Source organism: Streptomyces nidicola (assembly GCF_050106155.1).
Classification (GTDB): Bacteria; Actinomycetota; Actinomycetes; order Streptomycetales; family Streptomycetaceae; genus Streptomyces.
In genome coordinates this window covers 6,359,603-6,377,589 of sequence record NZ_JBNBPI010000001.1, presented here as the reverse complement: position 1 = coordinate 6,377,589, position 17,987 = coordinate 6,359,603, and the positions used below count along the sequence as shown (strand labels likewise).

18 protein-coding genes and 1 pseudogene are annotated in these 17,987 nt (G+C 72.5%); 12 read left to right on the top strand and 7 right to left on the bottom strand.

Features of this window, described 5'->3' with window-relative positions:
• The first annotated feature begins 82 nt into the window (after nucleotides 1-82).
• Together ACOKM3_RS28805 and ddaH are read left to right on the top strand one after the other, a co-directional pair.
• Nucleotides 83-268: a DUF6243 family protein gene (locus ACOKM3_RS28805; RefSeq protein WP_426903926.1), complete on the top strand. Its 186-nt coding sequence runs from the start codon at nucleotides 83-85 to the stop codon at nucleotides 266-268.
• 61 nt (nucleotides 269-329) lie between these two features.
• Nucleotides 330-1,202: a dimethylargininase gene (gene ddaH / locus ACOKM3_RS28800; protein ID WP_426903925.1), complete on the top strand. Its 873-nt coding sequence runs from the start codon at nucleotides 330-332 to the stop codon at nucleotides 1,200-1,202.
• A gap of 109 nt (nucleotides 1,203-1,311) precedes the next feature.
• Here ddaH and ACOKM3_RS28795 read toward each other — a convergent pair whose 3' ends face one another.
• The 3 genes from ACOKM3_RS28795 to ACOKM3_RS28785 are packed head-to-tail and all read right to left on the bottom strand — an operon-like array spanning nucleotide 1,312 to nucleotide 4,781.
• Nucleotides 1,312-2,295, bottom strand: a complete 984-nt coding sequence (locus ACOKM3_RS28795; protein WP_426903924.1) for a small ribosomal subunit Rsm22 family protein — start codon at nucleotides 2,293-2,295, stop codon at nucleotides 1,312-1,314.
• A gap of 42 nt (nucleotides 2,296-2,337) precedes the next feature.
• Nucleotides 2,338-3,462, bottom strand: coding sequence for a serine hydrolase domain-containing protein (locus ACOKM3_RS28790; RefSeq protein WP_426906921.1), 1,125 nt, complete (start codon nucleotides 3,460-3,462; stop codon nucleotides 2,338-2,340).
• On the bottom strand, nucleotides 3,459-4,781 hold the full coding sequence (locus ACOKM3_RS28785) for a multidrug effflux MFS transporter (RefSeq protein WP_426903923.1): 1,323 nt from the start codon (nucleotides 4,779-4,781) through the stop codon (nucleotides 3,459-3,461). The genes ACOKM3_RS28790 and ACOKM3_RS28785 overlap by 4 nt, the downstream gene beginning before the upstream one ends.
• 106 nt (nucleotides 4,782-4,887) lie before the next feature.
• On the opposite strand from ACOKM3_RS28785, the gene ACOKM3_RS28780 reads away from it, so the two are divergent.
• The gene (locus tag ACOKM3_RS28780) at nucleotides 4,888-5,880 is read left to right on the top strand and encodes a Gfo/Idh/MocA family protein (RefSeq protein ID WP_426903922.1); all 993 of its coding nucleotides are present in this window, start codon (nucleotides 4,888-4,890) and stop codon (nucleotides 5,878-5,880) included.
• A 9-nt stretch (nucleotides 5,881-5,889) separates the two neighbouring features.
• On the opposite strand, the gene ACOKM3_RS28775 is transcribed toward ACOKM3_RS28780, so the two are convergent.
• Nucleotides 5,890-7,521 carry an alkaline phosphatase D family protein gene (locus tag ACOKM3_RS28775; protein WP_426903921.1) on the bottom strand — a complete coding sequence of 544 codons (1,632 nt, stop codon included), beginning with the start codon at nucleotides 7,519-7,521 and terminating at the stop codon, nucleotides 5,890-5,892.
• Nucleotides 7,522-7,630: 109 nt separating this feature from the next.
• On the opposite strand from ACOKM3_RS28775, the gene ACOKM3_RS28770 reads away from it, so the two are divergent.
• The 3 genes from ACOKM3_RS28770 to ACOKM3_RS28760 all read left to right on the top strand — a co-directional run bounded on the left by ACOKM3_RS28770 (nucleotide 7,631) and on the right by ACOKM3_RS28760 (nucleotide 9,428).
• Nucleotides 7,631-8,422 carry an SDR family oxidoreductase gene (locus ACOKM3_RS28770; protein ID WP_426903920.1) on the top strand — a complete coding sequence of 264 codons (792 nt, stop codon included), beginning with the start codon at nucleotides 7,631-7,633 and terminating at the stop codon, nucleotides 8,420-8,422.
• A 101-nt stretch (nucleotides 8,423-8,523) separates the two neighbouring features.
• Nucleotides 8,524-9,087 carry a DoxX family protein gene (locus ACOKM3_RS28765; protein ID WP_426903919.1) on the top strand — a complete coding sequence of 188 codons (564 nt, stop codon included), beginning with the start codon at nucleotides 8,524-8,526 and terminating at the stop codon, nucleotides 9,085-9,087.
• 11 nt (nucleotides 9,088-9,098) lie between these two features.
• Entirely contained in the window at nucleotides 9,099-9,428 is a 330-nt protein-coding gene (locus ACOKM3_RS28760; RefSeq protein ID WP_426903918.1) for a MazG-like family protein, read from the top strand.
• Nucleotides 9,429-9,548: 120 nt separating this feature from the next.
• Here ACOKM3_RS28760 and ACOKM3_RS28755 read toward each other — a convergent pair whose 3' ends face one another.
• Nucleotides 9,549-9,953 (bottom strand): NUDIX hydrolase, encoded by a 405-nt coding sequence (locus ACOKM3_RS28755; protein ID WP_426903917.1) that lies wholly within the window; start codon nucleotides 9,951-9,953, stop codon nucleotides 9,549-9,551.
• Between ACOKM3_RS28755 and ACOKM3_RS28750 the strand changes: the two are divergent.
• Together ACOKM3_RS28750 and ACOKM3_RS28745 are read left to right on the top strand one after the other, a co-directional pair.
• Nucleotides 9,952-10,390 (top strand): annotated as a pseudogene (locus tag ACOKM3_RS28750) (MOSC domain-containing protein). The gene ACOKM3_RS28755 and the pseudogene ACOKM3_RS28750 sit on opposite strands and share 2 nt — an antisense overlap.
• 56 nt (nucleotides 10,391-10,446) lie before the next feature.
• Nucleotides 10,447-11,352: a glycosyltransferase family 2 protein gene (locus tag ACOKM3_RS28745; RefSeq protein ID WP_426903916.1), complete on the top strand. Its 906-nt coding sequence runs from the start codon at nucleotides 10,447-10,449 to the stop codon at nucleotides 11,350-11,352.
• 28 nt (nucleotides 11,353-11,380) lie between these two features.
• On the opposite strand, the gene ACOKM3_RS28740 is transcribed toward ACOKM3_RS28745, so the two are convergent.
• Together ACOKM3_RS28740 and ACOKM3_RS28735 are read right to left on the bottom strand one after the other, a co-directional pair.
• The gene (locus ACOKM3_RS28740) at nucleotides 11,381-12,946 is read right to left on the bottom strand and encodes an HtaA domain-containing protein (protein WP_426903915.1); all 1,566 of its coding nucleotides are present in this window, start codon (nucleotides 12,944-12,946) and stop codon (nucleotides 11,381-11,383) included.
• A 38-nt stretch (nucleotides 12,947-12,984) separates the two neighbouring features.
• Nucleotides 12,985-14,358, bottom strand: coding sequence for an HtaA domain-containing protein (locus tag ACOKM3_RS28735; RefSeq protein ID WP_426903914.1), 1,374 nt, complete (start codon nucleotides 14,356-14,358; stop codon nucleotides 12,985-12,987).
• A gap of 133 nt (nucleotides 14,359-14,491) precedes the next feature.
• Here ACOKM3_RS28735 and ACOKM3_RS28730 point away from each other — a divergent pair, with 133 nt between their 5' ends.
• Genes ACOKM3_RS28730 through ACOKM3_RS28715 form a run of 4 tightly spaced genes read left to right on the top strand, consistent with a single transcriptional unit; the run spans nucleotide 14,492 to nucleotide 17,987 of the window.
• Entirely contained in the window at nucleotides 14,492-15,553 is a 1,062-nt protein-coding gene (locus ACOKM3_RS28730) for a heme/hemin ABC transporter substrate-binding protein (protein ID WP_426903913.1), read from the top strand.
• 1 nt (nucleotide 15,554) lies between these two features.
• Nucleotides 15,555-16,649 carry a FecCD family ABC transporter permease gene (locus ACOKM3_RS28725; protein ID WP_426903912.1) on the top strand — a complete coding sequence of 365 codons (1,095 nt, stop codon included), beginning with the start codon at nucleotides 15,555-15,557 and terminating at the stop codon, nucleotides 16,647-16,649.
• Nucleotides 16,646-17,488 (top strand): heme ABC transporter ATP-binding protein, encoded by an 843-nt coding sequence (locus ACOKM3_RS28720; RefSeq protein ID WP_426903911.1) that lies wholly within the window; start codon nucleotides 16,646-16,648, stop codon nucleotides 17,486-17,488. The genes ACOKM3_RS28725 and ACOKM3_RS28720 overlap by 4 nt, the downstream gene beginning before the upstream one ends.
• 16 nt (nucleotides 17,489-17,504) lie before the next feature.
• Nucleotides 17,505-17,987, top strand: a complete 483-nt coding sequence (locus ACOKM3_RS28715; protein WP_426903910.1) for a hypothetical protein — start codon at nucleotides 17,505-17,507, stop codon at nucleotides 17,985-17,987.

The following is a 17,987-nucleotide window of genomic DNA, read 5'->3' as shown; positions in this document are numbered from 1 at the left end:
TTCAAAGTGGAGCACGTCCGGGCGGCGAGACGATACGTATCGTCGCATCGAGGTGGCTCAAGGACTCAAAGGAGATACGACCATGACCCGAGGTGGAGCAGGCGGCATGCTGGGCGTCGGTGGCGCCCGCAGCAACATGTCCCGCAAGGCGATGCGCGGCGGCGGCCGGGGTGGCCGGGTCGGCGGCGGGGGCCCCGATCCCGTGGCGCAGAAGCGTGAGCTCCTGCGCAAATTGCAGGAGAAGCGCGGCACGCACGACGCGTCGTGATCAGAGCCGGCCGTGAACCACCCGTTCGGTTCACAGCCCCGAGGGCTCCTCCGACCGCACCATGGGCTTCCACCCAGCCCTGCGGTCGGAGGAGCCCTCATTGCGTAATCCGCGCCTTGTCGAACGCCGCGCCACACCCCGGCGCTATCTCATGTGCCCACCGGCACACTTCAAGGTCACCTACTCGATCAACCCGTGGATGGACCCGGCGAAACCCGTCGACGTCCCGCTCGCGGTCGCCCAGTGGGAGGTCCTGCGGGACCGCTACCGAGGGCTCGGCCACACGGTGGAACTGCTCGACCCGCGCCCCGGCCTCCCGGACATGGTGTTCGCGGCGAACGGCGCGACGGTGGTGGACGGGCGGGTCCTCGGGGCCCGGTTCGCCCACCCCGAGCGGGAATTGGAGGCTGCCGCGCACCTGGAGTGGTTCCGGGCGCACCGCTACGCCGAGGTCCACGAGCCCGTCCACGTCAACGAGGGCGAGGGCGACTTCGCCGTCACCGCCTCGTACGTGCTCGCGGGGCGCGGCTTCCGGGCCTCACCCCTGTCCCACGGGGAGGCGCAGGAGGTGTTCGGGCGGCCGGTGATCGGTCTCGACCTGGTCGACCCGCGCTTCTACCACCTGGATACGGCGCTGGCCGTCCTCGACGACGCGGACGACTCCGTCATGTACTACCCGGCGGCGTTCTCGCCCGGGAGCCGGGCGGTGCTGCGGCGGATGTTCCCCGACGCGCTGATCGCCTCCGAGGAGGACGCGGTGGCCTTCGGCCTCAACGCGGTGTCGGACGGCCGCAACGTGGTGCTGCCGCAGGGGGCGGTGGGGTTGTTCGGGCCGCTGCGGGAGCGGGGGTTTGTGCCGGTGGGGGTTGATCTCGGCGAGTTGTTGAAGGGGGGCGGGTCGGTGAAGTGCTGCACGCTTGAGCTCCGCCCTTAGTTTCGGCGCCGATCGACCCCATCAAGCCCCTGCGGCGATTGAGCAGCGGGGTCCGGGGCGGAGCCCCGGGGTTCGGCCCGGGAGCCGCCTGCTCAATCGCCGCAGGGGCTTAATTGGCCCACCCGTCCCCCCAGTCCACGTTCCGGGCCTCGCGGTAAGCCGCCCCATGCTTCTTGGTCACCGTCGTACGGGTCAGCGTCCCCTCCGCCTCGCAGAGGTCGAGGAGGACCTGGCCCTTGCGGATCTGGGGCTTGCGGATGACGCGGGCCGAGGCGGGGGTCGGCTCGAAGCGGGTCGCGGCGACGTAGGCGAATTTCTCGTCCTCGTACGCGAGGGAGCCGCCCTTGACCTGGCGGTGGAGGGAGGAGCGGGCGACGCGGGCCGAGAAGTGGCACCAGTCCGTGCCGGGCACGATGGGGCACGCGGCGCTGTGCGGGCAGGGCGCGGCCACGTGGAATCCGGCGGCGATGAGCCGGTCGCGGGCCTCGATGACGCGGGCGTAGCCGTCCGGGGTGCCGGGTTCGATGATGACCACGGCGCCGGTGGCGGCCCGCGCGGCGGCGTCGACGACGACCGCCCGGTCGGCCTCGGTCAGCTCCTTGAGCACGTACGAGACGGTGACGAGGTCGGCCTCGGGGGTGTCGTGCGCACCGATCCGCCCCCGTTCCCAGCGTACCGAGTCCGCCAACTCGCCCTGGGTGGCAGCCAGTTCGCGGCCGAGGTCGAGGGCGGGCTGTGACCAGTCGACGACCGTCGTGGTCCGCTCCCCCGGCCACACGTCCTGCGCCGCCCACACGGCCGCGCCCGTGCCGCCCCCGATGTCCAGGTGTCCGGCGGGCCGCCAGTCGGCCGCGGTGTCCAGCGCGTCGAGCGCGGAGCGCACCGCCTCGAACGTGGCCGGCATCCGGTACGCCGCGTACGCCACGACGTCGGCCCGCTCGCGCAGGATCGGGGCGTCGGTCGGGGTGGTCCCCCGGTAGTTCGCGATGAGCCGCTCGACGGCCTTCGCCGCCTGCGTGGGCGGGAGGCCGTCGAGGAGCGCGGCGAGGGTGGACCGGAGGGTGTCGGAGGTCGACTGGAGCGGGGCGTTCACCCCGCGATTCTACGGAGCGGTGGCGGTGGTCACCGGCCCGCGTCAGACCACGGCCCGCGCCACCCGGTTCGCCGCCGCCACCCGCGGGCCGTTGGCGGGGCCGCGGCGGCGGGGGTGCACGGTGTTGGCGAGGAGGACCAGGAACGTGTCGGTCGCCGGGTCGATCACCAGGGACGTGCCCGTGAAACCGGTGTGGCCCGCCGCGCCGCGCCCCGCCAGTTCGCCCATGAACCACGACTGGTCGAGACGGAAGCCGAGGCCGGGCGGTGTCAGCATCAGGTCGACGAAGTCGGGGCCGAGGATGCGGGCCGTGCCGTAGGAGCCGCCGGTCAGGAGGGTGCGGCACAGGACGGCCAGGTCGTACGCCGTGGCGAAGAGGCCCGCATGACCGGCCACGCCGCCGAGCGCCCACGCGTTCTCGTCGTGCACCTCGCCGCGCACCATGCCCCGGTCCGCCTTCGCCCAGGGGCGGCGCTGGTCCTCGGTGGCCGCGGCGCCCGGGCACGGCCCGTACGACGTGGCGGTCATGCCGAGGGGGCGGGTGATGCCCTCGCGGATCAGGACGTCGAGGGGGCGGTCCGTGACGCGTTCGAGGACGTGCTGGAGGAGCAGCATGTTCAGGTCGGAGTAGAGGTAGTCGCCCGGTGGTGAGGACGGTGCCTCCGCGCGCAGCAGCGCCAGCCGCGCGGCGGCGTCCGGGGCGTCGTACAGCGGGAGTTCGGGGCGCAGGCCCGAGGTGTGGGTGAGGAGCTGGCGGACGGTGATGGCGCCCCGGGCCGCGGCCTTGAACTCGGGGACGTACGCGCCGACCTTCGCGTCGATGCCGAGTCTGCCGCGCTCGATCTGCTGCACGGCGGCGATCGAGGTGAAGAGCTTGGTGAGCGAGGCCAGGTCGAAGGGGGTGTCCACCGTCATCGGGACGCGGGCCCCGGGCGGCAGCTCGACGCCCGTGTCCGTCGCCTCGTCGTACGACGCGTAGCGCGCCGCCCAGCCGTGCGCCGCCTCCGCCGCGATCACCGGGCCGCGGCCTGCGAGCACGACGACCCCGGCGCACCAGGGCCGCGCACCCTCGGGCAGCCGGCGCACGTCGGAGAGGAGCCCGGCGAGCTGCTCCCCGTCGAGCCCCGCCCGCTCGGGCGTCCCGTGGCGCAGTCTCGGCGCGTTCAGCGCTGCTCACCCGCCGCGCGCTGTTGCCAGGGGCGGCACAGGGTCACGAAGGCGAGCGCCGCGACCAGCCCGCTGACGAGCTGGACGAGCGCCATCGGCACCGCTGTGTGCTCGCCCGCGATGCCGACGAGCGGCGAGGCGATCGCGCCGATCAGGAACGAGGACGTGCCGAGCAGCGCGGAGGCGGAGCCCGCCGCGTGCGGGGTGCGCATGAGGGCGAGGGCGTTGGTGTTGGGCGTGGTCAGGGCCATGCAGGCCATGAGGACGAAGAGGCCTGCTGCGATGGGGGCGAGGCCGAGTTCCTCGGGCGTTCCGAAGACGCCGCTCGCGGCCAGGAGGAGGAAGGCGGCGGCGAGGACGACCAGGGTGAGGCCGATGCCGAGCACCTTGTCGAGGTTGACCCGGCCGACGAGCACCTTGCCGTTGAGCTGGCCGACGGCGATCAGGCCGATCGAGTTGAGTCCGAAGAGGAGGCTGAACGTCTGCGGGGACGCCCCGTAGATCTCCTGGATCACGAACGGGGAGGCCGACACGTAGGCGAAGAGCGCCGCGAACGCGAAGCCGCCGACGAGCGTGTAGCCGAGGAAGACGCGGTCGGCGAGCAGTCCGCGCATCGTGCGCAGCGCCTCCATGGTGCCGCCGCCGTGCCGCCGCTCCGGCGCGAGGGTCTCCGGCAGGAACTTCCACACGACGGCGGTGAGCGCGATGCCGATGCCGGTGAGCACGACGAAGACGCCGCGCCAGTCGGTGAACCGCAGCACCTGGCCGCCGATCAGCGGGGCGACGATCGGGGCGATGCCGGAGATCAGCATCAGGGAGGAGAAGAACCGGGCCATCGCGACGCCGTCGTAGAGGTCGCGGACCACGGCGCGGGCGATCACGATGCCCGCCGAGCCCGCGAGCCCCTGGAGCAGCCGGAAGGCGATGAGCAGGGCGGCGTTCGGCGCGAAGGCGCAGATGGCGGTGGCCACGATGTAGATCAGCAGACTGACGATGAGCGGCCTGCGCCGGCCCCACTTGTCGCTCATCGGGCCGACCACGAGCTGCCCGAGCGCCATGCCGGTCAGGCACGCGGTGAGGGTGAGCTGGGCGGTGGCGGCCGAGGTGTGCAGGACGCCCGTGACCTCCGGCAGGGCCGGGAGGTACATGTCCATGGAGAGCGGCGGTACGGCGGTCAGGCCGCCGAGGATGAAGGTGACGAGGAGGCTCGCGCCGGCCCCGACCACCACCTTGGGAACGGGCGTTGGGGTCGCGTCACGGACCTCACCGGTCGCGTTCTCCCCCGTGGTGCTCCCGGTGGAACATCCGCTGTCCTTCATCCCGCTGCCCCTCGTTTCCCTTCGTCTCTCCCGGCCATCTGTGCGATTCCCTATGCTCTCAGCTCGGCGGTGCGGTCGAGACCAATATCTGGAGTGGGTGGGCACGATGACAGAGCGGGTGCGCTGGGGAATCCTCGCGACGGGCGGGATCGCCGCGTCGTTCACGGCCGATCTGCTGGATCTGCCCGATGCCGAGGTGGTGGCGGTGGCCTCGCGCAAGGAGGCCTCCGCGAAGGCGTTCGCGGAGCGCTTCGGCATCGAGCGGGCGTACGGCGACTGGGCCTCGCTCGCCGCGGACGGGGACGTCGATGTCGTGTACGTCGCGACGCCGCACGCCGCGCACCGGGAGGCGGCCGGGCTCTGCCTGGAGGCGGGGCGCGCGGTGCTGTGCGAGAAGGCGTTCGCGCTGAACGCGCGGGAGGCGGCGGAGCTGGTGACGCTGGCGCGCTCGCGGGGCGTGTTCCTGATGGAGGCCATGTGGATGTACTGCAATCCGCTGGTGCGGCGGATGAAGGCGCTCGTCGACGACGGGGCGATCGGTGAAGTCCGCACGGTGCAGGCCGACTTCGGGCTCGCCGGCCCCTTCCCGCCCGCGCACCGGCTGCGTGATCCGGCGCAGGGCGGCGGCGCGCTGCTCGACCTCGGGGTGTACCCGGTGTCGTTCGCGCAACTGCTGCTCGGGGAGCCCGCCGCCGTGACGGCGTCCGCGCAGCTCTCCGAGGAGGGCGTCGACCTCCAGACCGGGATGCTGCTCTCGTGGGACGACGGCGCCCACGCGCTGCTGCACTGTGCGCTCAACGCCGGTACGGGCGTGACCGCTTCGGTCACCGGCTCGGCCGGGCGGATCGACGTGCCGGGCGGGTTCTTCGCCCCGGAGCGGTTCGTGCTGCACCGGGACGGGCGGGACCCTGAGGAGTTCGTGGCGGCGCCACAGGACGGGCCGCACGATTCGATGCGGCACGAGGCGATCGAGGTGATGCGGCGGATCCGGGCGGGCGACACGGAGTCGCCGCTGGTGCCGCTGGAGGGTTCGCTCGCCGTGATGCGGACGCTCGACACCGTCAGGGAACGGGTCGGCGTCCGCTATCCGGGCGAGTGACAGCGGCGGTTACGCGGGCTTGAGGCCCGGCTCCCCGGCGGCCGTCACGAACGAGGCCGCCGTGGTGAGCGCCGCTCCCGGCGTGGTCACGGCGGGCACCGTCTTGAAGTCGGCCCGCGCCGCCTCCTGCCCCAACTCCACGGTCACGTAGCCGCGTTGACCGTTGTAGTGCTTCATGTGCGGGTTGCGGGCGAGGTACCCGGCCCAGTTGGCGGGCTTGGCGGAGCCGTCCTTGCCGCTGGTGATCGACGTCGTGACGATCTCGGTGCCGACCGTGCGCGAGCCCTGGTCGTCGGCGTCCCGCTTGATGTCCATGGCGTACGAGACGTGGACGTCGCCGGTGAGGACCATCAGGTTCTCGACGCGGGCGGCCTCGGCGCCCTTGAGGATCCGCTCGCGGGAGGCCGGGTAGCCGTCCCACGAGTCCATGGAGAGCGTGGTGTTGCCCGCGGCCGCGTTGTTCCTGCGCGCGAACGTGACCTGCTGCGGCACCACGTTCCACAGCGCCTTCGAGTTCCGCCAGCCGTCGGTCAGCCAGCGCTCCTGCGTGAAGCCGGGCAGCGTCTGCGAGGCGGCCTCGGACTCGGGCGTCGGGGACTTCCAGCCGTCGCCGTTGGCCTGGTCGGTGCGGTACTGGCGGGTGTCGAGGATGTCGAACTGGGCGAGCCTGCCCCAGTGCAGGCGCCGGTAGAGCCGCATGTCGGGTCCTGACGGCACCTGGGGGCGGCGCAGCGGCTGGTTCTCCCAGTACGCGCGGTACGCGGAGGCGCGGCGCAGCAGGAACTCCTCGGGCGGGTTGCCGTTCTCGTCGGTGTCGCCCGCGTAGTTGTTCTCGGTCTCGTGGTCGTCCCAGGTGACGACGAAGGGGTGCGCGGCGTGCGCGGCGCGCAGGTCCTCGTCGCTCTTGTAGAGGGCGTACCGCAGCCGGTAGTCCTCCAGCGTCACGGTCTCCCGGTTGAAGACGTCGGGCAGCACGCGGTCGGTGTAGTTGCGGGCGCCGCCGACGGACGTGACGGCGTACTCGTAGAGGTAGTCGCCGAGATGGAAGACGATGTCGACATCGTCCTGGGCCAGGTGCTTGTACGCGGTGTAGTACCCGTCGTGGTACGCCTGGCAGGACACGGCGGCGAGGGTGAGCGCGGAGGTCTTCGCGCCGGTGGCGGGCGCGGTGCGGGTGCGGCCCGTGGCACTCACCCAACTCCCCACGCGGAAGCGGTAGTAGTACACGCGCCCCGCGCTCAGCTTGTCGACCTCGACGTGCACGGTGTGGTTGTACTCGGGGTGCGCGGTGGCGGTGCCGCGCCGCACGATGCGCCGGAAGCGCTCGTCGTGCGCCAGCTCCCATGCCACATCGACGCGGGCGGCGGGCAGGCCGCCGCCGGTCTCGTACGGGGACGGGGCGAGGCGCGTCCACAGCAGCACGGAGTCGGGCAGCGGGTCGCCGGAGGCGATGCCGAGCGTGAAGGGGTCGCTCTTGATCTTCCGGGCGTCGAGCTCGGCGGCGGCCGCGGTGCCCGCGGCCGGAAGGTTGGTCGCGAAGGCGAGCGCGGCGGCGGCGCCGGTGACGGTGAGGAATCTTCTGCGGCCCAAGTGCTGGGCAGCGACACGGAGTTCGGCTGCGTGCTGCGGTATGTGAGGCATGAAGCGTTATTGCAGTGGCCGGGGACGACCGTGGACTGTCACGTACACAACAGCCACATGGCGGATCGATGATCTCCGTGTGGCCGCGCGACCCGTACGCTGCGGCCCCATGAACGCTTCGCAAACAGGCCGGGCCGACACCGGCACGGACACCGCTTCGCGCACCGCCGTCGTCACCGGCGCGGGCTCCGGCATCGGCCGGTCCGTCGCCCTCGAACTGCTGCGCGCGGGCTGGCGTGTGGCCCTCGCCGGCCGCCGCACCGAGACCCTGGAGGCGACCGCGGCCCTCGCCCCGGACGCCGACTCCCTCGTGGTCCGCGCGGACGTGTCGGACGCCGATGCCGTGGCGGCCCTCTTCGCCACCGTCCGGGACCGCTTCGGCCGCCTCGACCTGCTCTTCAACAACGCGGGCACGTTCGGCCCCGGCGGCGTGGGCATCGAGGACCTCGACTACGACGTGTGGCGGCAGGTCGTCGACGTGAACCTCAACGGGGCGTTCCTGTGCGCGCAGGCCGCGTTCCGGCAGATGAAGGAGCAGGACCCGCAGGGCGGCCGGATCATCAACAACGGCTCCATCTCGGCGCACGCGCCGCGCCCGCGTTCGATCGCGTACACGACGACGAAGCACGCGCTGACCGGACTGACGAAGTCGCTCTCCCTGGACGGCCGCCCCTACCGGATCGCCTGCGGCCAGATCGATATCGGCAACGCGGCGACCGACATGACCGAGGCCATGCAGCGCGGCATCCCGCAGGCGAACGGGGAGCTGGCGGCGGAGCCGGTGATGGACGTCGCGGACGTGGGCCGCACGGTGCGGCACATGGCGGAGCTGCCGCTGGAGGCGAACGTCCAGTTCGCGACGGTTCTTGCGACGAACATGCCGTACATCGGGCGCGGCTGACGTCCCACGGCCCCGTTTGCGGGCTTGATCGACTGGACTAGGGTCACTCGAACGGGCCTGCGCACCGCGTGCGGGCCGGACGAGTGCCGGACGGTGAAGTCATGACTTGCTCACGTTTTCGTACGTCTCGTAAATCCTGCTCCGGGCGGATCGACCTGGGGCTGCTCGCGCTGCGCGTCGGCACCGGCGGGGTGCTCGCCGTGCACGGCGCGCAGAAGCTCCTCGGCTGGTTCGGCGGCGGCGGGGTGTCCGGCACGGCCGCCGGCATGGAGGCCATGGGGTACCACCCGCCCAAGGCGAGCGCCATCGCCGCCGGGCTCGGGGAAGCGGGCGGCGGAGTGCTGCTCGCGCTCGGGCTCGCGACGCCGGTGGGCGGGGCGGCCGCCGCAGGGACCATGGCGGGCGCGGCCGCGGTGCACGCGCCGAACGGGTTTTTCGCGCAGGGCGGCGGCTACGAGTACCCGGCGTTCCTCGGCTTCGCCGCGGCGGGCCTCGCGGTGACCGGGCCGGGCCGCTACTCCCTGGACCACGCGCTCGGCCACGCCCTGAACCGGCACTGGATGGTGCCGGCGGCGCTCGTCGGGGCGGGCGCGGCGGCGGTGGCCGTGGTGGCGACCCGCAACAAGCAGGTGGCCGCGCAGCAGGAGGAGAAGCCGGAGGAATAGCCTCGTCGCCCGTGACGACGAACGATGACGACAACGACCTGTGGGCGACGGTCGACCGGCTGCGCGCCTGGCTCGACGACAACAACGCGCGCCCGCCCCAAGAGGCCCTTCTCCTACGGGTGCTGAAGCTCTCGGAGGAGGTCGGCGAGGTCTCCCAGGCGGTGATCGGCGCGGTCGGCCAGAACCCACGCAAGGGCGTCAGCCACTCTTGGGGGGACGTGGAGTCGGAGCTGTGCGACGTGGTGGTGACGGCCCTGGTCGCCCTCGGCACGCTCACGCCGGACCCGAGGGGTGCGTTGCGCGCGCACGTGGCGGCCGTAGCGGAACGCTCCCTGGGTTAATTCAAGCCCCTGCGGCGATTGAGCAGGCGGCTCCCCGGGCCGACCCCCGGGGCTCTGCCCCGGACCCCGCTGCCTCTCGTCCAAAGGCGGGGCTGGATGGGCCGAAGCGGCTTGAACTACCTAGAGCCGACCCAGCTTCCGCAGGAGCGGCACCACCTGCCCACCGACTGCCGGCGCGAGCCTTACGTCGCCGCGCCCGTCGGTCCACCTCATCGCGGCCAGCTCCGCCGCAGGCGACGGCTCACCGGACAACGTGGCCGCGAAAACCACCATCCGCATCGGCACGCCCTCGAGCGCCGCCACGTCCTCCACCACGGCGAGCCGCTCGACGCCGCCCGGCACGACCCCGAGCTCCTCGTCCAGCTCGCGCGCCAGCGTCTCCTCGGGGCGCTCCCCCGGCTCCGGCTTGCCGCCCGGCAGATAGAAGACGTCCGGCGCCGCCTGCTTGCTGACGACGAGCAGCCGCCCGTCCGCCACGACGGCCGCGGCGACCACGTCCATGACTGTTCCCTGCTGCATCTGCATGCGGCAATTCTCTCCCGGCTACGCTGACACCGTGGACAACGGCATCGTCACGGCGGTCAGCAGCAACGGCACGTACTCGTTCACCAAGCCGAACCGCGAGAGCATCACGCTGCTCGCCGGACTCGGTGTCGACGGAGACGTGCACGCGGGCGTCACCGTCAAGCACCGCTCACGCGTCGCCAAGGACCCGACGCAGCCGAACCTCCGCCAAGTGCACCTGATGCACGAGGAGTTGTTCGAGGAGGTCGCCGGGGCCGGGCACGCGGTGCGGCCCGGTGACCTTCAAGCGGGTCGTGGGCCGGGACCCGGAGACCGGTGAGCTGGTCCGGAAGGCCGGGGTCATGAGTGTCGTACGGGAGGGTGGCGAGGTCAGGCCCGGTGACGCGATCCGGGTGGAGCTGCCGGCCGAGCCGTTCCGGCCGCTCGAAAGGGTCTGAAGGGTCTGAACCCCGCACGGGTAGGGGGCGTCAGGTGAACGGCTACCATCGCCGCCATGACTGACAGGCACCGAAGCACCGAACTCCCGCGCCTGGGTGTGGCCATCGTCACCATGGGCAACCGCCCCAAGGACGTGGACGCCCTCCTGGAATCGGTGGCCAAGCAGGATGCGGTGCCGACCCGCGTCGTCATGATCGGCAACGGGACGCCGCTGCCCGCGTATCCCGGCTACCCGTTCGAGGTCACGACGGTCGAGCTGGACGAGAACCTCGGCTGCCCCGGCGGTCGCAACGTCGCCCTCGCCCGGCTGCGCGAGTTCGGTGACGTGGACGTGGCCGTGGAGCTGGACGACGACGGGCTGCTCGTCGACGCCGACGTGTTCTCGACCATTCAGCGCCTGTACGCGGAGGACCCGAAGCTCGGGATCGTCGGCTTCCGCATCGCCGACGAGCTCGGCGAGACCCAGCGCCGCCACGTGCCGCGCCTGCGCGCCAAGGACCCGATGAAGCGGGGTCTCGTGACCGCGTTCCTCGGTGGCGCGCACGGTTTCTCGATGAAGATGCTCGACGAGACAGGCGACTGGCCCGCCGACTTCTTCTTCACGCACGAGGAGACCGACCTCGCCTGGCGGGCGCTGGATGCGGGCTGGAAGGTGCTGTACGAGCCGTCGCTGCTGCTCCAGCACCCGAAGACGTCCCCGGCCCGGCACGCCGTCTACCACCGGATGACCGCCCGGAACCGGGTGTGGCTGGCCCGCCGCCGCCTCCCCCTCCCGCTGATCCCGCTGTACCTGGCGGTGTGGACGGGCATCACGCTGCTGCGTACGAGGTCGCTCGGCGGCCTGCGCGCCTGGGCCGGCGGCTTCGCGGAAGGGCTGCGCGCCTCCGCCGGGGAGCGCCGTCCGATGCGCTGGCGGACGGTGTGGCGGATGACGCGGCTCGGCCGCCCGCCGCTGATCTGACGGGCGACGGACGGCCGGGCGCGGGCGGTCAGGACCGCGTGCGCCGCTTGCGCGTGGCGTACACCGTGCCCGCACCGGCCGCGGCGATCAGCGCGGCGGCCGCGGCGAGCGGTCCGGCCGGGACGTCGGCGCCGGTCGAGGCGAGCGAACCGCCGGTGGTGGAACCGGTGCCGCCGGTGGTCGAGCCGGTGCCGCCAGTCGTCCCTGAAGTGCCGCCGCTCGTAACGCCGTTGGAGGAACCACTCGCGGGAAGCTCGGCGTTCTCGTCGAGGGAGACGGCCGCGGTGACCGGGGCGAGCGCGGCGCCCGCCTCGTAGAAGCCGCCGAAGGCCTTGGCCCCGCCGGCGGTGAGGGTGGCGGCGGCGCCGTCCACCTCGACGACGTCGTTCTTCGCGGTCAGGGCGCCGGAACCCAGCTTCAGGGTGGCCACGGTCAGACCGTCGTACGTGGAGACCTTCCCGGTCTCCTGGTCCTTGCTGGAGACGTCGGCGACGAGCTTGCCGCTGCTGCCCTCCGCCGTCACGCGCAGCTCGCTGAACTGCAGGTCGAGGGCGTACTCGCCGCCCTCCTCGTGGCCGAGGAAGCGGACCTTGCCCGCGAACTTCGCGTCCAGCGACCTGGCGTCGGCGTCGTAGCTGCCGCTCGCGTCGCCGAACCGGTAGCCCGAGCCGTTCCTGCCCGCGCCGCCGGAGAGTTCGACCTTGCCCTTGGCGATCGGCCCGGTGATGTACGTACGGAAGGACTCCTTGACGCCCCAGTCGAGGTTGCCGTCGACGATCTCGCCGGAGACGGCCGCCGCGGGGGCCTTCGACGTGGACGCGCTCGGCTTGCCGGTCGGGGTGGTCGCGGTCTTCGTGGGCTTCGGCTCCGTGGTGGCCGTGTCGGTCGGGGACGGCGACTTCGTGGGGGACTTGGTCGGTGCGGGCGAGGTCGGGGCGGAGGCCGCGGTGACCGTCAGTGTCGCCGGGTCGAGGGCGGTGCCCTCCTCGTACATCCCGTTGAAGGCCTTCGCGCCGTCGGCGGTCAGCGTCGCCGGGATGTCCTTGAAGGTCATGGCGCCGCCCGCGCCCTGGCCCGGCTTCACGGCGGACAGGTCGAGCGTGGCGAACTCGATGTCGTTCTGGGTGCTGCCGTTGAGGGTGACGTCGGCGTCGATGTGACCGGTCGTGCCGGAGGTCACCACCTTCACGTCGGCGACCTTGATGTCGAAGCCGTGGGCGGTGGAGGCGAACCGGACGGCACCCTTGAACTTCGTGTCCGTGCCGTGCGTCGCCGTGTCGTACGTGCCCGTGCCGCCGCCGAAGGTGAAGGCGCCGTTGCCGGCGGCCTGCGTGGCCCCGTCGGTGGCCTCGATCTTCCCGAGGGCGATGCCGGTGACGTACTTGCGGAAGGACTCCTTGATGCCCCAGTCGAGGGTGCCGTCCTTCAACTCCACGCTCGGCGCGGCCTTTTCGGCGGCGGGGGCGACCCTGTCGGCGGCGAAGGCGGGCAGGCTCAGCGCGCCACTGCCGAGCGCTACGGCGGTCGCGGCGGCGAGGGCTATCGGGTGTCTGGTGATCGGGTTTCCGGCGGTCGGGCTTCCGGTGCGGGACATCTGCTTGTTTCCTCAACTCTTCGAGTGGGGGCGCCCGTTCAGGGGCGCGGGGAACGGCGCGAGCGAAGGACCAGGAATCCGGCGGCGGCGAGCACGAGGGCCACGACGGCGACGATCCCGGAGACCGCGCCGGCGGAGAGCCCCGAACTGTCGGCCACCGAAGCGGACTTGGTCTTCAGGGCGGCGGGGCTGGGCGAGGCGGAGCTGCCGAGGTCCGGCAGCGCGGGCAGTGCGGCGTCGGCGTCGAGCGCGACCGCGAGGGAGACCGGGTCCATCGCGGCACCCTTGCGGTACATGCCGCCGAAGGCCTTCGCCCCGGCGGCGGTGAGCTTCGCCGGAGCCTCGTCGACCCGCACGAGCCCGTCCTTCGCGGTGAGTTCGTCGACGTCGAACGTCACGAGCGCGGCGTCCTTACGGGTGCGCCCCTCGCCGGTGACGTCCGCCCGCAGCGTGCCCTTGCCGTCGGCCACGTCGACGGACACGTCCGCGAACTTCAGGTCGAGCCCGTGTTTCCCGGTGAACCGCACGGACCCGGTGAACTCGGCGTCCAGGGTCCGCTTCTTCCTGTCGTACGACCCTTCGCCCTCGGGGAAGCGGAACAGCGCGCCGCCGTCCCGCGCCCCGTCGGCGAGCTTCCATTCCCCCTGGGCGATGTCGCCGGTGACGTACTCGCGGAAGGTGCGGCGCACACCCCAGTCGACGGCTCCGTCCCGGACGGTGCCGGTGTCGTCCCTCTTCGCCCGCTTGGCATCCTTGGTGGCGGAGGGGGACGGCTCGGCCTTCTTCTTCGGCTCGACGTCGGCGGACAGGCTGACCGGGTCGAGCGCGGTGCCCGCCGTGTAGTAGCCGGCGAAGGACTTGGCGCCCTGCGAAGTGAGCGTGGCGGGAACGTTGTCGAGGGTCACGGCGTCGCCGTCGCCCTTCATGTCGATCCCGCCCAGGGAGAGGGAGGCGAAGGGCACCTGGCGGGACGACGTGACCGTCCCGGTGCCCTTCGCCTTGCTCACGACATCGACGTAGAGCGTCCCGCCGCCGCCCGCGATGCGGACGGACGGGTTGCTGATCGTCATGTCGAGTTCGTGCGAACCGTCGTCCTTCTTGTGCCCGACGAAGTGCACACCGCCGGAGAACGAGGAGCTGAAGGCGCCGGTCGAACCGTCGTAGCCGCCGCTGGCCGAGTGGAAGCGGAACCCGCTCGCGCCGACGGTCGCCGCGCCCCCGGTCAGGGTGTAACTCCCCTTCGCAATGGGGCCTGTGATGTAGCTCTGGAAGGACGACTTCACGCCCCAGTCGAGCCGGCCGCCCTGCACGGTGCGGGTCGCGGCGTGCGCTCCGGGGGCCGGCAACAGGGCGGCGAGCAGACCCGCGAACAGGGCGAGAGCAAAGACGCGTAGGGGTGCGCGTCGGATCATGACGGTTCCTCCGGGACTCCAGCACCAGACGCCACAGGGTCCCGACACAGACCCTGGCGACTTAGGTAAGGCTAACCTAAACTATGATCGCTTCTGCCAACAGCCCCTCCGCTTACGACAGGACGGAACCCGCGTGCCGACGCCAGCCGCTCCCGCCCCGCCCGCCACCCGACGGACCGGCGCGCTGATCTGCGTACTCGTCGCCGTCCTCGCCCTGTTCGCCACGGCCTGCGGCGGCGGCTCCACGAAGACGAACACGGGGACGGACGCGACCGGTTCCGGCGGCGGAGCCAAGGCGGCCGCGACCTCGAACCGCCTCGAACCGCTCACCCCTTCGCCGAAACCGCAGCTCCCGGCCACGGTCACCTCGGCCGACGGCAAGAAGGTCACGGTGCAGCGGGCCGACCGGATCGTTCCGCTGTCGGGCAGCCTCAGCGAGATCGCCTTCACCCTCGGGCTCGGGAAGCGGGTCGTGGCGCGGGACATCACGGCCACGTTCGACCAGGCGAAGAAGCTGCCGGTGGTCACCCGCAACCACGACGTCTCCGCGGAGAACGTGCTCTCGCTGGGGCCGGACCTGGTCCTCGCCGAGACGACCTCGGGCCCCGCCGAGGCGATGCAGCAGATCCGCGACGCGGGCGTCCCGGTGGTCGTGATCGACCCGGCGAAGGGCCTCGACGACGTCGGCACCCGTATCAAGGCGGTCGCGAAAACACTCGGAGTCCCGCCCGCCGGGCGGGAGTTGACGCAGCGGTCGCAGGACCGGATCGCGGCCGTGCAGAAGGACATCCCGGCGCGGCACGGCGACAAGCCGCGCGTCGCCTTCCTCTACCTCCGCGGCTCGGCCTCCGTGTACCTCATCGGCGGCAAGGAGTCGGGCGCGACCTCACTGCTCCAAGCGGCGGGCGCGGTCGACGCGGGCGCGGACTCGGGGCTGGAGAAGGACTTCACCGCGATCACCAGCGAGGCCCTCGCGAAGGCCGCTCCGGACGCGATTCTCGTCATGACCAAGGGACTCGACTCCGTCGGCGGCACGGACGGCCTGGTGAAGATCCCCGGCGTCGCCGAGACCCCGGCGGGCGTCGACCGCAGGGTCGTCTCCGTCGACGACGGCGTGCTGCTCAACTACGGCCCGCGCACGGACCAGGTGCTGCGGTCGATCGTGGACCAGCTGTACGGGAAGGACGGCGCGTGACATGGCGGCGACGGTGACGAAGCCCACGGCTCCCGGAGTGCCACCCGACGGACCGCCACGTCCCCAACCACGCGGTCGCACATGGCTTCTGACGCTCTTTCTGGCCATGGCTCTGGTCGTCCTGGCCCTGGTCTCCGCCGGGATCGGGGCGTACGGCATCGCGCCGGGGGACATCCTCGGGTCCGTGCAGCACCGGCTCGGCCTGGGAGGCGCCGCGCCCGACCGGGTCGGCGAGTCCGTCCTGTGGAACGTACGGCTGCCCCGCGTCGTCCTCGCCCTCCTCGTCGGCGCCTCGCTCGGCTGCGCGGGCGCGCTCATGCAGGGCGTGTTCGGCAACCCGCTCGCCGAGCCCGGCGTCATCGGCATCTCCTCGGGCGCGGCGGTCGGCGCGGTGGCCTGCATCGCGCTCGGCCTGAACTTCTTCGGTACGTGGACCATCACGGCCTGCGCGTTCGCGTCGGGCCTCGCGACGGTCCTGATCGTGTACGTGATGTCCCGCTCGGGCGGCCGCACGGAGGTCGTCACACTCATCCTCACGGGCATCGCAGTGAACGCCTTCGCGGGCGCCCTGATCGGCCTGTTCCTCTCCTACGCCGATGCCGCCGCCGTCAACCAGATCACGTTCTGGCAGCTCGGCTCGCTGGCGCAGGCGACCTGGCCGAAGGTGCTCGCGGTGCTGCCCTGCGCGGCCGTCGGCCTGCTCCTCGCGCCGCTCCACTCCCGCAAGTTGGACCTGCTGTCGCTCGGCGAACGCCCGGCGCGGCACCTGGGCGTGGACGTCGAGAGGCTCCGGGTCACGCTGATCCTCGTCATCGCGCTGCTCACGGCGGCGGCCGTGGCGGTCTCCGGTGTGATCGGCTTCGTCGGCCTGGTCGTCCCGCACCTGCTGCGCATGCTCGCGGGGCCGGGCCACCGCTTCCTGGTCCCGGGCAGCACCCTCGGCGGCGCCGCCGTCCTGGTCGCGGCCGACCTCGCCGCCCGCACGGTGGCGGCCCCCGCCGAACTCCCCATCGGGGTGCTCACCGCGCTGACCGGCAGCCCGTTCTTCTTCTGGCTGCTGCGCCGCACCCGCCGTAAGCAAGGAGGCTGGGCATGAAGGGCCGTCGGAGCACGCTGCCGCGGGGCCCGCGCCACCGCGCGCTGCCCGAGCGGTACGCCGCCGGGGACACGGTCGCCGAGGCCCGCGCCCTGCACGTGAACCTGGGCGGCAGGCCGGTCCTGTCCGGCGTCGACCTGGACGTGCGGGCGGGCGAGGTGCTGGCTCTGGTCGGGCCCAACGGGGCGGGGAAATCAACCCTGTTGGCGGCCCTGGCGGCGGACCTCCCGGCCGCATCCGGTGAGCTGCGCGTCCACGGACGCCCGGCCGCCGCCTGGCCCCCGGCCGAACTGGCGCTGCGCCGCTCCCTGTTGCCCCAGTCGGCGACGCTGTCCTTCCCGTTCCCCGTGGCGGACGTCGTCCGGATGGGCCGGGCGCCGTGGGCGGGCACGGAACGCGAGGACGAGGACGACGCGGCGGTCGCGGCGGCCCTCGCGGCGACGGAGACCGCGGCCTTCACGGCCCGCCCCTTCTCCGCACTGTCGGGCGGCGAGCGCGCCCGGGTCGCCCTGGCCCGGATCCTCGCCCAGTGCGCCCAGCTCCTCCTCCTGGACGAGCCGACGGCCGCGCTCGACCTGCGCCACCAGGAACTGGTCCTGCGGGTGTGCCGGGAACGGGCCGCCGCGGGCGACGCCGTGGTCGTCGTCCTGCACGACCTGAGCCTGGCCGCCTCACACGCCGACCGGGTGGCGGTGCTGCACGAGGGGCGCATCACGGCGCTCGGCCCGCCGACGGAGGTGCTCGAAGGATCGCTGCTCAGCGACGTGTACCAGCACCCGGTCGAGGTGCTGCCGCACCCGCGGACCGGGACACCTCTGGTGGTGCCGGTACGGCCGTGACTGGTTGGGTGTCCCCATGGTCGTCGTCATCACCAGCGTCATAGCGGTCCTCGGCACCCTCATGGGCGCGGGCCTCAGCCACGTACTGCAGAGCCGCACGGCCGCACGCGGCCAGGACTTCACGCGCACGGAACGGCTCCGCCAGGAACGCATCGACGCGTACTGCGCGTTCGGCGGGGCGCTCGCCAACTACCGGCGGGGGCAGCTGGATCGCTGGTTCCCCGAGCACGTCGACCGGCCGGGCGAGACGGCCGATGTCCACGAACTGCGGCGCGAGGCCTTCCGGTTGAGGGCGGTGGCGATGGAGGCGATGTTCCGCGTCGAGCTGCTCACCGAGGCCCCGTCGCTGGCCGCGCTCGCCCAGAAGGCGATGGCGTCCGTCGACCGCATCCCCACGGCCGACGACCGCGAGGAACTCAGGGTCGTACGCGACGAGTCGCGCGGCCTCATCCACCGGTTCATCGCGGCGTCCCGCCCCCACGTGAACCCGGCCACCTAG

Excerpts from the sequence above, each read along its gene's own strand:
- ACOKM3_RS28785 (WP_426903923.1), bottom strand. The coding sequence starts at position 4,781 with ATGAAGGACAGCGGATGTTCCACCGGGAGCACCACGGGGGAGAACGCG.
- ACOKM3_RS28735 (WP_426903914.1), bottom strand. The coding sequence starts at position 14,358 with ATGATCCGACGCGCACCCCTACGCGTCTTTGCTCTCGCCCTGTTCGCG.
- ACOKM3_RS28740 (WP_426903915.1), bottom strand. The coding sequence starts at position 12,946 with ATGTCCCGCACCGGAAGCCCGACCGCCGGAAACCCGATCACCAGACAC.
- ACOKM3_RS28765 (WP_426903919.1), top strand. The coding sequence starts at position 8,524 with ATGACTTGCTCACGTTTTCGTACGTCTCGTAAATCCTGCTCCGGGCGG.
- ACOKM3_RS28755 (WP_426903917.1), bottom strand. The coding sequence starts at position 9,953 with ATGCAGATGCAGCAGGGAACAGTCATGGACGTGGTCGCCGCGGCCGTC.
- ddaH (WP_426903925.1), top strand. The coding sequence starts at position 330 with ATGGGCTTCCACCCAGCCCTGCGGTCGGAGGAGCCCTCATTGCGTAAT.
- ACOKM3_RS28770 (WP_426903920.1), top strand. The coding sequence starts at position 7,631 with ATGAACGCTTCGCAAACAGGCCGGGCCGACACCGGCACGGACACCGCT.
- ACOKM3_RS28715 (WP_426903910.1), top strand. The coding sequence starts at position 17,505 with ATGGTCGTCGTCATCACCAGCGTCATAGCGGTCCTCGGCACCCTCATG.
- ACOKM3_RS28725 (WP_426903912.1), top strand. The coding sequence starts at position 15,555 with ATGGCGGCGACGGTGACGAAGCCCACGGCTCCCGGAGTGCCACCCGAC.
- ACOKM3_RS28720 (WP_426903911.1), top strand. The coding sequence starts at position 16,646 with ATGAAGGGCCGTCGGAGCACGCTGCCGCGGGGCCCGCGCCACCGCGCG.
- ACOKM3_RS28805 (WP_426903926.1), top strand. The coding sequence starts at position 83 with ATGACCCGAGGTGGAGCAGGCGGCATGCTGGGCGTCGGTGGCGCCCGC.
- ACOKM3_RS28775 (WP_426903921.1), bottom strand. The coding sequence starts at position 7,521 with ATGCCTCACATACCGCAGCACGCAGCCGAACTCCGTGTCGCTGCCCAG.
- ACOKM3_RS28780 (WP_426903922.1), top strand. The coding sequence starts at position 4,888 with ATGACAGAGCGGGTGCGCTGGGGAATCCTCGCGACGGGCGGGATCGCC.
- ACOKM3_RS28745 (WP_426903916.1), top strand. The coding sequence starts at position 10,447 with ATGACTGACAGGCACCGAAGCACCGAACTCCCGCGCCTGGGTGTGGCC.